This window comes from Roseivirga spongicola (assembly GCF_001592965.1).
Classification (GTDB): Bacteria; Bacteroidota; Bacteroidia; order Cytophagales; family Cyclobacteriaceae; genus Roseivirga; species Roseivirga spongicola.
Genome location: NZ_LRPC01000028.1, coordinates 315,042 through 327,940 on the forward strand (window position 1 = coordinate 315,042; position 12,899 = coordinate 327,940).

The 12,899-nt window shown below is 37.0% G+C and carries 12 protein-coding genes; 9 read left to right on the forward strand and 3 right to left on the reverse strand.

The genetic code is table 11. The features are described from left to right. Nucleotides 1-2: 2 nt before the first annotated feature. Genes AWW68_RS13280 through AWW68_RS13300 form a run of 5 tightly spaced genes read left to right on the forward strand, consistent with a single transcriptional unit; the run spans nt 3 to nt 6,407 of the window. Nucleotides 3-1,334, forward strand: a complete 1,332-nt coding sequence (locus AWW68_RS13280) for an NAD(P)/FAD-dependent oxidoreductase (RefSeq protein WP_068221825.1) — start codon at nt 3-5, stop codon at nt 1,332-1,334. Further along, entirely contained in the window at nt 1,307-2,449 is a 1,143-nt protein-coding gene (locus AWW68_RS13285) for a glycosyltransferase (protein ID WP_068221827.1), read from the forward strand. The genes AWW68_RS13280 and AWW68_RS13285 overlap by 28 nt, the downstream gene beginning before the upstream one ends. Continuing rightward, nucleotides 2,446-4,017, forward strand: a complete 1,572-nt coding sequence (locus tag AWW68_RS13290; protein WP_068221829.1) for an NAD(P)/FAD-dependent oxidoreductase — start codon at nt 2,446-2,448, stop codon at nt 4,015-4,017. Before AWW68_RS13285 ends, AWW68_RS13290 begins: the two co-directional genes overlap by 4 nt. Next, nucleotides 3,998-5,536 (forward strand): glycosyltransferase family protein, encoded by a 1,539-nt coding sequence (locus AWW68_RS13295; RefSeq protein ID WP_084375687.1) that lies wholly within the window; start codon nt 3,998-4,000, stop codon nt 5,534-5,536. The genes AWW68_RS13290 and AWW68_RS13295 overlap by 20 nt, the downstream gene beginning before the upstream one ends. Nucleotides 5,537-5,540: 4 nt before the next feature. After that, on the forward strand, nt 5,541-6,407 hold the full coding sequence (locus AWW68_RS13300) for a glycosyltransferase family 2 protein (RefSeq protein ID WP_068221833.1): 867 nt from the start codon (nt 5,541-5,543) through the stop codon (nt 6,405-6,407). 40 nt (nt 6,408-6,447) lie between these two features. On the opposite strand, the gene AWW68_RS20120 is transcribed toward AWW68_RS13300, so the two are convergent. Further along, entirely contained in the window at nt 6,448-6,816 is a 369-nt protein-coding gene (locus tag AWW68_RS20120; RefSeq protein ID WP_157717648.1) for a hypothetical protein, read from the reverse strand. Nucleotides 6,817-6,844: 28 nt separating this feature from the next. Between AWW68_RS20120 and AWW68_RS13305 the strand changes: the two genes are divergently transcribed. Genes AWW68_RS13305 through AWW68_RS13320 form a run of 4 tightly spaced genes read left to right on the forward strand, consistent with a single transcriptional unit; the run spans nt 6,845 to nt 11,231 of the window. After that, nucleotides 6,845-8,848, forward strand: coding sequence for an SGNH/GDSL hydrolase family protein (locus AWW68_RS13305; RefSeq protein ID WP_157717649.1), 2,004 nt, complete (start codon nt 6,845-6,847; stop codon nt 8,846-8,848). A gap of 14 nt (nt 8,849-8,862) precedes the next feature. After that, nucleotides 8,863-9,705: a TylF/MycF/NovP-related O-methyltransferase gene (locus tag AWW68_RS13310; RefSeq protein WP_068221837.1), complete on the forward strand. Its 843-nt coding sequence runs from the start codon at nt 8,863-8,865 to the stop codon at nt 9,703-9,705. Nucleotides 9,706-9,717: 12 nt separating this feature from the next. Beyond that, a complete protein-coding gene (locus tag AWW68_RS13315; protein ID WP_157717650.1) occupies nt 9,718-10,542 on the forward strand; it encodes an ABC transporter permease in 825 nt (274 codons plus the stop codon). A 5-nt stretch (nt 10,543-10,547) separates the two neighbouring features. Further along, the gene (locus tag AWW68_RS13320) at nt 10,548-11,231 is read left to right on the forward strand and encodes an ABC transporter ATP-binding protein (RefSeq protein ID WP_068221841.1); all 684 of its coding nucleotides are present in this window, start codon (nt 10,548-10,550) and stop codon (nt 11,229-11,231) included. Between the two features lies 1 nt (nt 11,232). Here AWW68_RS13320 and AWW68_RS13325 read toward each other — a convergent pair whose 3' ends face one another. Together AWW68_RS13325 and AWW68_RS13330 are read right to left on the reverse strand one after the other, a co-directional pair. After that, entirely contained in the window at nt 11,233-11,841 is a 609-nt protein-coding gene (locus AWW68_RS13325) for a class I SAM-dependent methyltransferase (protein ID WP_068221843.1), read from the reverse strand. 26 nt (nt 11,842-11,867) lie between these two features. Then, entirely contained in the window at nt 11,868-12,887 is a 1,020-nt protein-coding gene (locus tag AWW68_RS13330; RefSeq protein WP_068221845.1) for a hypothetical protein, read from the reverse strand. Nucleotides 12,888-12,899: the final 12 nt, after the last annotated feature.

The window sequence follows — 12,899 nt, forward strand, 5'->3', positions numbered from 1 at the left end:
CAGTGGATAAGGTTTACGATTTTGTCATTATAGGAGGTGGTCCGGCAGGTAGCACTGCTGCTTCTAATTTAGCCAGAAATGGATTCAAGGTGTTGGTGCTGGAAAAGGAAAAGTTCCCAAGGTTTCATGTGGGGGAATCTTTATTGCCATTTTGTTACGGGCTTTTCAAAGATTTGGGAGTGCTGGGTCAAATGGAAAAGGAGTTTAAAAGAAAACCGGGTGTTACATTTTCTAATTCCGATAATACCAATAGTTCTAACTGGTGTTTTAATCACCTCATTAAGGACGACTCACACTTATCCTTTCACGTGGAAAGGGATCGGTTCGATAAAATTCTACTGGAAAGAAGTCGTGAACTTGGTGCTGAGGTATTGGAAGCTACACAAGTTTCAAGCGTTGATTTTTCATCAAACAAACATGTGAAAGTCGTTACCAAAAGCGAGGAATGTTTCCTTGCTAATTTTCTAATTGATGCTAGCGGGCAAGACGCTTTTCTCGGAAAGTTGCAGGGTACTAAAAGAAATCAACCACAGCTTAGTCAACGCATTGCCCTTTCTGCTCACTGGGAAAAGGCTAAACTAGACCCAATATTGAAGGAAGGAAACTTGAGGATTGTTTCCTTAGAAGGAAGAAAGAAGGGTTGGATTTGGATGATTCCAGTTTCTGACCAAAGACTTAGTGTTGGAGTAGTTGTTGAGCTAGATTACTTCAAAAGCAAGAAAAGAAATGAGAAAAGTAGTTCAAGTGATTGGCTGAGAGATTTTTATATAAGTGAGGTTAACTCTTGCAGGTTAGGTAAGGAAGTCTTGACGAGTGCTAAAATGGCGATGGAGGTTGCTGTCAATAGTAACTATTCATTTGATGTTTCACAAAAGTATGGAGATAGGTTTGCCGTAATTGGAGATGCCGCATCTTTTTTAGACCCTATGTTTGCCAGTGGAGTGTTTGTAGGAATGAAAAGTGCGATGTTGGTAACCAATGCCCTTCTTAATATAAATGAAGGTGAATATGAAAGTGAGCTTATTGATGCTTACTCTCAGATATCTGGGGCATACCAATTATTGGAATTAATGATTACAACTTTCTATAACCCAGATGCCATTAAATTTTCAGAATTAGATCATGGGTCTATAAGTGAGTATAAAAAGCTGGATACAGTTTTTGGCATAATGCACTTAGTTCTGGCAGGAGATTTTTTTTCCAACCATAAGAACTACCTGAAAGCAATAGAGGTGTTGTCAAGTGCAAAAATGGTAGAAAGGTTTCGTCACCTTACTAATCATACGGATACTCAAACTTCGCAGGTTTGTACAAAAAGTATGTTGTCTATATAGCCGTACCGGAGGTTAAGAAAATGAATCTTGCTAAGCAGAAAAATAAGAAAGATAATTCCACAATGAGCTCCTCTATATCAATAGTCATTGCAGCCCATGTGTTGGATTCGAAACTCAGGCGTTGTTTGAATGCCGTTTCGTCTTACTCTACCGAAAATCTGGCCGAGGTAGTTTTGGTTCTGGATGGAATTGATAGGGCGAACCAGTTTTTCGATAATGTTGACTCTACTGATTTAAAAGTTATTAGCCTGGATAAATCTTATGGACCTGCTTACGCAAGAAATATCGGAGCTTCTCAGGCAAGAGCAGATGTCTTGTTTTTTCTTGATTCTGACGTAGAAATAAGTGCCGATACTCTTTCTAAGGTTGCAGATCATTTTTTATCTCCCAACGCTCCTGATGCCCTAATAGGTTCTTATGATGATGAACCCGCAGAAACCTCGGTAGTATCCAGATTTCGTAATCTTCTCCATTATTATACTCATCAGCAAGCCTCAGATGAGGCTAGCACATTTTGGGGGGCTTGTGGAGCCATTAGAAAAGATGCTTTTGTACAAATAGGTGGTTTCAATACGGATTTTTCAAAACCAAGTGTCGAAGATATTGAACTCGGATATCGCTTAAAATTGAAAGGATATAGAATTAAGCTTAATAAAGAATTACAAGTTAAACATCTGAAAAAGTGGTCTTTTAAAAGTATGGTTGAAACGGATGTGTTTTTAAGAGCAAAACCATGGACCGAACTTCTCTTTCAATATAAACAATGGGGAAAGAGAGATTTGAATGTGAAGAATTCCGAACGGGCCGCTGTATTCATACTGTGCATGTTGTTGATCAGTCTCGGTTTTGGTTTATTTTACACATACGCGCTTTTTCTTTCTCTTGCTTTCTTTTTAATACTGCTAGTAATAAAGAGAAACGTTTACTTTTTCCTTTCTAAACACTTTCGTCAACAGCTTCCTATAGTGATCATTTTGCATTGGACTTACTTAATTAGTGGAGCCTTTGGCTTGGTATTAGGTCTGGTTTCACACTTTTTCAAGGGACAAAAGCAGAACAGTGTTTCATTTGCCGATTCATCTCTTATCTACGATACAACTAAACCCAAGGTATGATAAACGAGGGAAATAATACTGTTGTCATAATTGGGGCCGGTCCTGCTGGTTTAACAGCAGCTTACGAGCTTTCAACTAGAAGTTCGAAGCGGATAATTGTCATTGAAGCAGATAGTCAGGTGGGAGGAATTAGTAAAACGGTAGACTATAAAGGCAATAAAATAGATATAGGGGGGCATAGGTTTTTTTCTAAGTCCGACTGGGTGTTGAATTGGTGGCAAAAATTTCTTCCAATTCTGGCTCCTGAAGATGAAGTGGTAGCCACTTATCATAATAGGCAGAAGACTATAAAAATTGATCAAAGAGCAAGCCCTGATAGGCCTCATATGCTTATTAGGCCTCGAAAGTCAAGAATTTACTACAACAAAAAGCTTTTTGAATACCCTATTAAGTTGAACTTGAATACCCTTCTTAAAATCGGTTTATGGAAGAGTATAAAGATTCTGTTTTCAATTCTTTACAGCAGGGTATTTCCTAGAAAAGAAGAACAGAGCTTAGAAGACTTTTACGTGAATAGATTTGGTTACGAGTTGTATTCAACGTTTTTCAAAGACTATACTGAAAAAGTATGGGGCAAAAAGTGCACCGAAATCAGTGCGGAATGGGGGCGTCAACGTGTAAAGGGACTTAGTTTAAGAAAGATAATAAGGCATTATCTCACCACACTATTCTATCCTTCAAAACAGTCTTTTGCTAGTGAAGAAACTGAGCAAACCTTAACTGAGTATTTTCTCTACCCTCAATGCGGGCCTGGGCAGTTATGGGAGACCGTTGCTTCTAAGTGTATTGAAAATGGTGTAGAGATTAGGTTAAATCAAGTAGTTGACTCTATTGATTTTATGAGTGGGCAAGTTTGCGGAGCTACATGCACAAACTTGGTTACTAGAGAAAGGGAGTTGATAAGATGTCAAGACATTATTTCTACCATGCCTGTAAGAAACCTAGTTCGCAGTATGAATGGTGTTGTACCGAATGCTATTCGCAATATAGCCTCTGACTTAGAGTATAGAGAGTTTTTGATTGTTGGGTTGTTGCTTGATGAACTTGTACTCAAAGACAAAAATGGTTTGGATGTAAAGGATAATTGGCTATACATTCAGGAAGGTGATGTCAAACTCGGCAGAGTTCAGCTATTTCATAATTGGAGCCCATATATGGTGGCTGAAAAGGGCAAGTACTGGATTGGTGCTGAGTATTTCTGCCAAAAGGGGGATGATCTATGGACACTGTCGGAAACCGATTTGACTGCTTTGGCAATCGAGGAACTATCTAGGATCGGAATTATCGATAGGTCGAAAGTATTGGACAGTACTGTAGTTAAGATGCCTAAGGCGTATCCTTCTTATGTGGGAAGCTATAACGAATTCAGTAAGGTTAAAACCTACTTTAACTCCATAAGCAACCTCTATCTCATTGGAAGGAATGGAACCCATCGATATAATAATCAAGATCATTCTATGCTCACTGCCAAAGAGGCTGTAGACAACTTAATAAATAAGGTAACTGATCATAGTAATATATGGGCTGTAAATACAGAAATGATATATAATGAAGAATTGGAAGCCTAGTTACGTAGAAGTGCTTATCGGTTTGATAGTTTTTTTATCAGGGTGCTCTGTAGTTATTGCAGTTATGCCTAATGAATGTTTTTTTTATGGAAATGCTGACGTTGATCTAAGTCCGGTGGGGATGGCTTTGAGTAAAGCGTATTTTAATTATTTTGACCTTATCAACTTCAAAAATCAAGGATATATAAATAATGGTGAGTTTCATTTTTATAGAAATTGGCCACCTTTGCACTTTTGGCTTCTAAGTAAATGGTATGGGATAGTGGGGGTAGAATCAATACAAGCTGCTAGATACTTCTCTGTAATTATTTATGGGATTACCAGTTTGTTTTTCTATTGGTTACTTGTTAAAAAACATAGATTATCAATAAGGGTCTCCCTAATTTCCTCGATTGTCTTTATGCTTTTACCTGTTAATCTAGAGTCGTCTTATTACATATATTCAGACATCTGGGTTAATCTTTTCTGGCTACTAGCAATTTTACTTCTTGCCAATCCTAAGAAACTCTACTTTGGAGTTTTTGCGGTTGTCTGTGTTATAGGCTTTTTCTTTCATTGGTTTATCATATTTCTTTTGCCGGCATATATCACTTATCATATTCTTTCTAAAGTGCGGCATGGTAAGGTTAACAGGTTCTTTATTTTTTCTTTTTTTTTTATAGTAATCCTTAGTCTTGTTTTTCTCCATTCGATTTCAACAGATAGTACGCTTATTCTTGCATTAGAAGAGCATTCGACACTAGGCCTGTTTAACGGAAATGCTCCTTATTTATGGATGGGAACCAAACAGATGGTGCTTTTGTTTTTTAGTGTTTTTGTGTTGTTTTTTTTAAAAAGGCAGTTTTCAAAACTTTCACTCAAATCACTTATCGGATTATTAAAGACTGAGCAATACAGTGGACTTTGGTATTCATTCAGTTTAATCATAATAGCTCTTCTCATACTATTAGTATTCATGTTGCAGTGGTTTGTTGTTCACAGACACGCCTTTATGTTTTTATCTGTTCCTTTGGGCTTATGTTTTGCATATTTTCTATCAATTATTGAAGAGAGATCATCAGGAAGTATAATCTTGTTAGGACTAAGTTCTATCATCATATGTGTAGCTCAGTATTTGATATTGTATGGTGTGACTTACTATAGGCATGGTAAGATTCAAGTTCAAGATGAGAACATCTCAGAGTTTATTGTTCAGAGAAAACCATCCAAATCACTTAAGTCGAATATATTTTTTAATATTAATTCAAGTATTAATAATAGAAGAAGAATAAACAAGTTTGCAATTAGAGAAAGAACCGACTCGTATATTTTTGAACTAGACTCATTGTTATTTGTGGATAGATTGGATGAACAAATGGTTTTGAGTATTCAAAAGCTTAAAGCCTTAAATGCACTTGGTGCTGATGAGTCTTCTGCGTTCTTGATTACTGAAAGATTAGTGGATTACGGAGATTTACGGTTGATCGATTCAGCAGTCTATAACAATATTATAGTCTATCAACTGGATGTAGAAAGGTGAAGGAGTGTTAGTATCAATTATAATTCCTACATATAACAGGCCTGACCAATTAAACCGATGTTTGACAGCTCTGTTGAACCAAAGCTACTCAGGTGCTTGGGAGGTAATAGTGGTCGATGATGGAGGAGAGTTTCCGTTGAAAAGTATTGAAGAGTTCTTCCAACCAGATTTGCGCTGTAGTTTTTTACATCAAGAAAATTCAGGACCTGCTAAAGCAAGAAATTATGGTGTTGCTATGGCTAAGGGTGAGTTTATAGCCTTTTTAGATGATGATTGTGAGCCAGAAGAAGACTGGTTGGAGCATTTAATGAATGCAGCCAAAGAGGGTGTAATGGTTGGGGGTAAAACGCAGAACAAATTGGGTAGGAATCTGTATTCAGATGCCAGTCAAAGTCTTGTTTCTTACTTATATGAATACTTTAGAGAAACACCTTGGTACTTTTTTACATCTAATAATTTACTGGTCGATAGAAAGACCTTTTTGGCGGTGGGAGGGTTTGATACACACTTCCGAACCTCTGCTGGGGAAGACCGGGCCTTCTGCGCCAAATGGTTGGCCAGAGGTTTTCAAATGAAATATGAGCAGAAGGCAATTATTGATCATGCGCATGGATTGGGCTTCTTCTCTTTTTGGAGGTTGCACAGAAAGTATGGAGAGGCAATTGACCAATATAGAGAGGTGCTAACTGAACATGATGTGCCGCCAATGCCGTTTAGGGCTCAATTTTATTGGGGCTTATTGAAATGGCCATTTGTGTTCGCGCAATTAAGCTTTTCCAAAAGAATAGCTACCTCCATTCTTTTCAGTATTTCACAATTGGCCACATTTACAGCCTTTATTAAAACTCGTTTTGGTTCTGAGAGCAAATGAATACCCTAAATAAACATAGAGGCCTCATATTTATATTTGCTCAGCTTGTAATTGTAGCTGGCTTTCTATGGCATTTCAATATTGAAGAGGCATTTAATCTTCCACGAATATTTCCTGTTTTTATACTCATAATTTTGTTGAATGCGGTAATTCCTCTTAAACGGAGGAGACTCTTCAGTACCCTGTCTACCGCGGGAGTTTTATTCCTAATTCTTCCTCCGTTAGAGGCTATATTGTTACTGGTGTTTTCAGTAGGAATTCTTGCTCTTTGTAATCTAACTCTAGATATAAGATGGAAGAAGGTAATGCTGATATCCATCGCGGTTTGTTTTGCATTGGTTGTAGGTGGTGTTTGGCGAGTACCTTGGCTAGGCTCCTCAATGCTGGTGATCCTTTCTAGTATGTTCATGTTCAGGTTGATACTGTTTCTTTATGAGATGAAATATCAGAGAACTAAGCTTTCGTTTACGGATCAGTTAGGGTATTTCTTACTTCTTCCAAACCTTATTTTTCCTCTATTTCCTGTAGTTGATTACAAGCTTTATCAAAGTAATTACTATCAGAGAGATGAATTGGAAATATATAAGAGGGGAGCTGGTTTAGTAGCGAAAGGAGTATTTCACCTATTCGTATACAGAATAATATACTCCTATTTATTGCCAGAGATTTCTGAACTTACTACTCAGGTTAATTTGCTTAAATACCTCGTGTTTTCTTATTTATTGACAATCAGACTTTCAGGTATTTTTCATTTTTCTGTTGGTGTGTTATGCCTTTTGGGCTATGATTTACCAGATATTTTTAAGAACCATTTTGCTGCTTCCGGCTTTGGTGATTTATGGAGAAGAATCAACATTTATTGGAAAGACTTTATTGTCAAGGTTTACTTCAATCCACTGTATTTTAGGCTAAAGAAGTACGGAACTAAAGTGGCTATTTTTTGGGTGACTCTACTATCATTTGCTATCACTCTGCTTCTTCATGATTATCAGTTTTTCTGGCTGACGGGTGTTTTTGATGTAGATGTTACCGATGTGATATTTTGGGGCTTCTTTGGCTTTACTATAGCCTTCGGTACAATTCTTTCATCAAAAAGAGCTTTAGAGAAGAGTGTTGCTAGTAAAGCTTTTGATGCTGCTCTAAAAATCTTGGGTACCTTTTTAATAATGTCCGTTCTCTGGTCTATTTGGTCCAGCGAAAGCTTATCAAGCTGGTGGTGGTTAATTAGAAATTCATGGTCCAGTCAGACTAGTGAGATACTAGAACTACTTTTGGTTCTAGTTGTGCCGCTACTTGCCTTATGGGTATCGAATTACTTTCTCCTTCGAAAAAACAATAAAGTAATTTCCGATATAATCATGCCCAACTTGTTTTGGCCAATAGCGATGTTAACCTTAGTATTAGTTTTTAATACTGCTACTTTGAAAGGGTTTTGGAATGAAAGGCTTGAAGGGAAAAATATACAGGCTCTATTTCACTTCACCCTAAACCCTGATGATAGAGAGGTACAGTTGGCAGGGTATTATGACAATATGTTAGATAATCATAGTCTGATGAGCCCTATTATCAACGGTAATAATGACTATATAATGTCTGAGTTGTTTAGACAGGAAATCTATGGCAAAAAGGTCTTGCTAAAAACTAACGATGCTAGATATACAAATTTAGCCGCTTCTAAAACAACTGATGTTACAGGAATAGAAATTGATATTAATCAATGGGGAATGAGGGATGATGATATTGAGAAAACCCCAATTGATAATAAGTATCGCATAGCACTTGCAGGAGGGTCTGTCGAAATGGGCTGGATGATTCCCAAAGAGCAGAGGTTTGACGATCTAATAGAGTTGGAGCTAAAAAGCAAAGGATACAATTTCGATATTCTAAATTTTTCTGTGCCTGGACGTCTATTTATCAACTCAGCGTATACCGCTAAAGAAGAGATTTTGGACTTTAACCCAGACGTTTTGCTAATGTTTTACCATCCTCACCTAGAATGGATTCACATAAAGAATCGTTTGAGCGGATATGATTTTTCTCTCGAATATGATGGTGCTATATACGATTTATATGAATCTTCAAATTTGTTAAGGACCAAAGGAAAATCATTAGATAAGCTATTAGATTCGAGAAAGGAAGGGATTTTAAATAAGATTTTTTTTGAGGTTAAGAAAGCTTGTGACCAGTCGGGAGTAGAACTTTTGATAGTAAATATGCCTGTATTTTCTGAGTACCAATGGGAGGAAAATGATTTAGACCTGATGATTGCGGAGGAGTTGGGTATTAATGTCCTAGATATTTCTCAAGCATTACATCCAAATGAAGCAGCCGATTATACTCTAGATTTTGGAGGGCATCCAAACGTAAAGGGGCATCAATTAATTTTTGATAATCTTTATCCATATCTGCATGATTTGGTTAAGAAAAATGCGAGTAAATAAAGAGTACTTTTATTATGGAAATAAGGAAAAGGTATATAGATCTCCTCAAAATGGCTCTTTTGAATGAGCATTATCTTGAAAATGAGTTAAGAATACAAGCCTTGGCTGAAGGTTGGGTACAGGGCAAGTCTTTACTCAACAGGAGAATCGCTTATGAGAAGCTTCATAATATTAAAAAGTATTATGCCTCCGAGTTCGAACTCATGAAAGAGAGGAGAAATGAAGGGAGGCACTTAGCTGAGGGGTCTCAACATTTGGTATATGCTCATACTATGATAGGAAGAAAAAGAATGGATAATATTCAGAGATGCTTTGAACAACTAATTTCAGAGAATATTCAAGGAGATTTAATTGAGTGCGGAGTATGGAATGGTGGTGCCACTATTTTTATGGCAGGTCTTCTTCAGGCTTACCAAGAACATGATCGTAAGGTGTGGGTGGCAGATTCTTTTGATGGTGTTCCAGTCCCAGAATTGGAAGAAGACAAAGAGTTCGACATTAGCAAAAAGGTGTTTCCCGGGTTGGCAGTTGGGCTTGAAGAGGTGAAAAACAACTTTGATAAATATGATTTACTAAAGGAGAATGTTGAATTTTTACCTGGCCTTTTCTCCAGCACTTTGCCCAATGCACCTATAAATGAAATAGCCGTGCTCCGTCTCGATGGAGATCTTTACGAATCTACCATGGACTCTCTTAACGCTTTGTATGATAGGGTGGTTTCAGGTGGTTTTGTTATAGTGGATGATTATGGAGTGTTGCCTCCTTGTAAGAAAGCGGTTGACGAGTTTAGAGAAAAAAGAAATATTAGTAATAGCTATCAATGGATAGATTGGTCTGGGATTTACTGGAGGAAATGAAATTCTATTAAAGTGAAAAAGGAAGAGTTTTTAATTTCTAGTAAGCCTATTCTGTGGGAAGAGTTACGACTCATTTCTAAATATCGTAATGTTCTATATGTGCTAAGTTGGAGAAACCTCCGGCTACAGTATAATAGCTTTTGGTTGGGTTTATTTTGGGGCGTGTTGAACCCAATGATAATGACAGCTATCTTCTTTTTTGTTCTTGGGAATAAGGTTGGTTCTGATTTAGAAAATTACATCCTCTACATCTACTCAGGCTTTATTTTTTGGAACGTTTTGGCTGGAAGCACAGGTAGTTCTGCTAGCTGCTTTCAAGATAATTTTAGTTTAATTAAGAAGGTTTACTTTCCCCGATTTTTAATGCCATTTAGTCATGTGATTTCGAAATTACCAGACCTTGCAATTTCTTTTATGGCGCTTCTTTTTGCATTGTTGTACTTTAATCTTGATGTTAATATTTATCAGTTTGCATTTTTCACTCTTCTGTCAATTATTGATCTAGTACTTTTTGGGGTAGGATTATGTCTAATTGCTTCTGTGTTAACTGTTCGGTTTAAGGGGTTTTCTGTAATTCAACCGCTATTGACGCAGGCTTTCTTTTTTGTTTCTCCAATCATTTTTGACATTAATTTGACCATTGAAAATAGCTTGGTGAGAGCATTAATTAGGCTGAATGTTTTTACGGGGATTTTGGAGATTTTTAGATTTGGTATTTTTAATCACAGTATTTCAACGCATATAGTTGTAATCTACTCAGTATGTGCATTTCTCATATGCATATGCGGTTTAGTGCTTTTTAATTATGAGGATGTAACTCTTTCGGATAAAATTTAGATAGTATGGTACAGGCCTGCAATATCAGCAAACACTACTTTAAACACTATAATCTGTTGCACGCTAAAGATGGGTTTTATGCGTTAAGAGATATTTCATTTACCGTACATGCGGGAGATCATGTCGCTCTAATTGGTGATAATGGATCTGGAAAGTCTACACTCTTGAAAATCCTTAGTCGTGTCACTCGACCATCAGAAGGAAACTTAAGAGTAAGTGGTCGCCTTGTTTCCATGCTTGAATTAGGAGCAGGATTTCACCCGGATTTAACCGGTGAGGAAAATGTTTATTTCTTAGGTGGTCTTATGGGCCTATCTAGGACTGAAATTAACTCAAAATTGCACGAGATTATTCGCTTTTCCGAAATGCAAGACTTTATGAGTATGAAGGTTAAGAGTTATTCAAACGGTATGATTATACGTTTGGCACTTGGTGTTGCTTTGACAAATAAACCTAAAGTCATATTGGCTGATGAAGTATTTTCAGTATTGGATAAAGGATTTAAGATTAAGTGTATTGAAAAAATTGAACGTATAAAGAATGAAGGTGTTGCAATAATCTTGGCAGATCACGATTTTGAGTCATTGCGTTCTGTTTGTAATAAGGCGATTTGGTTGCGAAAAGGAGAGATATTTAAAACCGGAGAAATCGACTCAATTTTGAGTGAATACGAAGCTTCTAAAAGATAAGTTACTTAACTAGAACACCTAAACCTCCCCAACTACCCCAGCCTCTATCGTCATATTCTGGGTCAATGATTTCTACAACAGAGTGTTGTTGTTTCAATTCGTTCCAAAACTTATCGACCTGACAATCTTTTACCTGATCGTGATGCGCAATATCATGTAAAACAATTAGCCCACCGTTTTTTACATATTTGGAATACCTGTTATAGTCGTCCTTAACACCTTCATAGGTATGATCACCATCGATAAAAAGTAGGTCCAACTCTTTTTCATTCAAGACTTCACATAATTTAGATTCGGTTTTTGGAGAATGAGAGTTTTTACGAATGAGGCTTACGGTTTGATTTGGTTTCTTGTAACCTAAAAGAAGTTTTTCATTATATGTTCGACCATTATTGAATCTGCCTAAGGGTAGATCTATGCTGGTTAACTGAGCTGTTGAAGAAGCAAGTTGACACCATAGCCAAAATGTTCCGCCACTAGCCGATCCAATTTCCAAAACGTTGTTTAGTTTTGGCTTTTGTTTGAGTAAATCAACTAGCTGAGTCAGTTCTTTATTCTTTTGAACTGCTCCGTAGAAGATACTTAGTTCAGCTAATTTTTCTGATGTCATAGTTGAAATTCGCCTATTATGATTCATTATTGATTTGACTGAGGATTGTCACTGCCTAGTCTCTTAACAATTCTTTCCGCCCACTCCGTATGGACGCTTTGAACTGGGTGTCCATCGTTTTCAATGGTGTTTTCATGAGACAGCGGCACATTACAATCTATATAGGGGATGTCGTTGTGTTGAAAAAAAGAGGTGAGATTGTCTATTTCTTTAGGCTCCTCGTACAAGATTGCTACTTGAAAATCTATATCATAGGTTTGACACAATTCCTGCATTTTTAAAACAAGCTTTTCAAAAATACCATTTGCATGCTCCACTCTCTTTTTAGACTGAAAGTTTAAATATGCTACCTGTAAGCTGTAAACAGACACAAGGTGTTTAGCAAGAGGGATTTGATATACTTCAAATGGATCATGTCTTAAAAGTTCTCCTGAAGCATTCATAGTAACATAGGGGACTTTCACATGTTGAGTGCCTCTTATGTCGTGCATAAGCATTGCCCAATTGCCTTCTGCAACATTTCTTAATTTGTGATGAGCTATATACCCATAGATAACCTGTTTTGGACGATTGCCATTTTTTAACTCATTTTCTAGTACCAAAAGTGACTGATAAGTGCCATAGGCTCCAACAGCCTTATTTTTTATTTTGAGGTTCTTTACTTCATTCTGAACTTTCCAAGCTACATGTTCTTGGTTGCTTAGACCCCAGCCAAAAGTGAATGAGCCACCTATAAACAGTAATTCATCTTTGTATTCAACAGTGTTTGTGCTTGTTTTTCTGCTTCCATCATTCGCGATAGTGATATTCACACTATCTAGAGATGCTGAGTTAGGGGGCAATAGAAATTCTCCCGGAATGTGCTTCCACCCTAATTGCTCATCTAACTGCATTATTGGCTTTTTTCGGACAGGTCTGGCAGGAGGAAGCTGGTGACCTTTTAATCGTAGAATACATTCTAACAATAACAGTGTGAGAATCACAATTGAAATGAATTGAAGTGTTCTCTTGAAGGCTTGTTGAATAATATGGTGGCGCTTTGGCATATTTTCAGTTAG

Excerpts from the sequence above, each read along its gene's own strand:
- AWW68_RS13305 (WP_157717649.1), top strand. The coding sequence starts at position 6,845 with ATGAAATATCAGAGAACTAAGCTTTCGTTTACGGATCAGTTAGGGTAT.
- AWW68_RS13290 (WP_068221829.1), top strand. The coding sequence starts at position 2,446 with ATGATAAACGAGGGAAATAATACTGTTGTCATAATTGGGGCCGGTCCT.
- AWW68_RS13295 (WP_084375687.1), top strand. The coding sequence starts at position 3,998 with ATGAAGAATTGGAAGCCTAGTTACGTAGAAGTGCTTATCGGTTTGATA.
- AWW68_RS20120 (WP_157717648.1), bottom strand. The coding sequence starts at position 6,816 with ATGAACATACTAGAAAGGATCACCAGCATTGAGGAGCCTAGCCAAGGT.
- AWW68_RS13310 (WP_068221837.1), top strand. The coding sequence starts at position 8,863 with ATGGAAATAAGGAAAAGGTATATAGATCTCCTCAAAATGGCTCTTTTG.
- AWW68_RS13325 (WP_068221843.1), bottom strand. The coding sequence starts at position 11,841 with ATGACATCAGAAAAATTAGCTGAACTAAGTATCTTCTACGGAGCAGTT.
- AWW68_RS13320 (WP_068221841.1), top strand. The coding sequence starts at position 10,548 with ATGGTACAGGCCTGCAATATCAGCAAACACTACTTTAAACACTATAAT.
- AWW68_RS13330 (WP_068221845.1), bottom strand. The coding sequence starts at position 12,887 with ATGCCAAAGCGCCACCATATTATTCAACAAGCCTTCAAGAGAACACTT.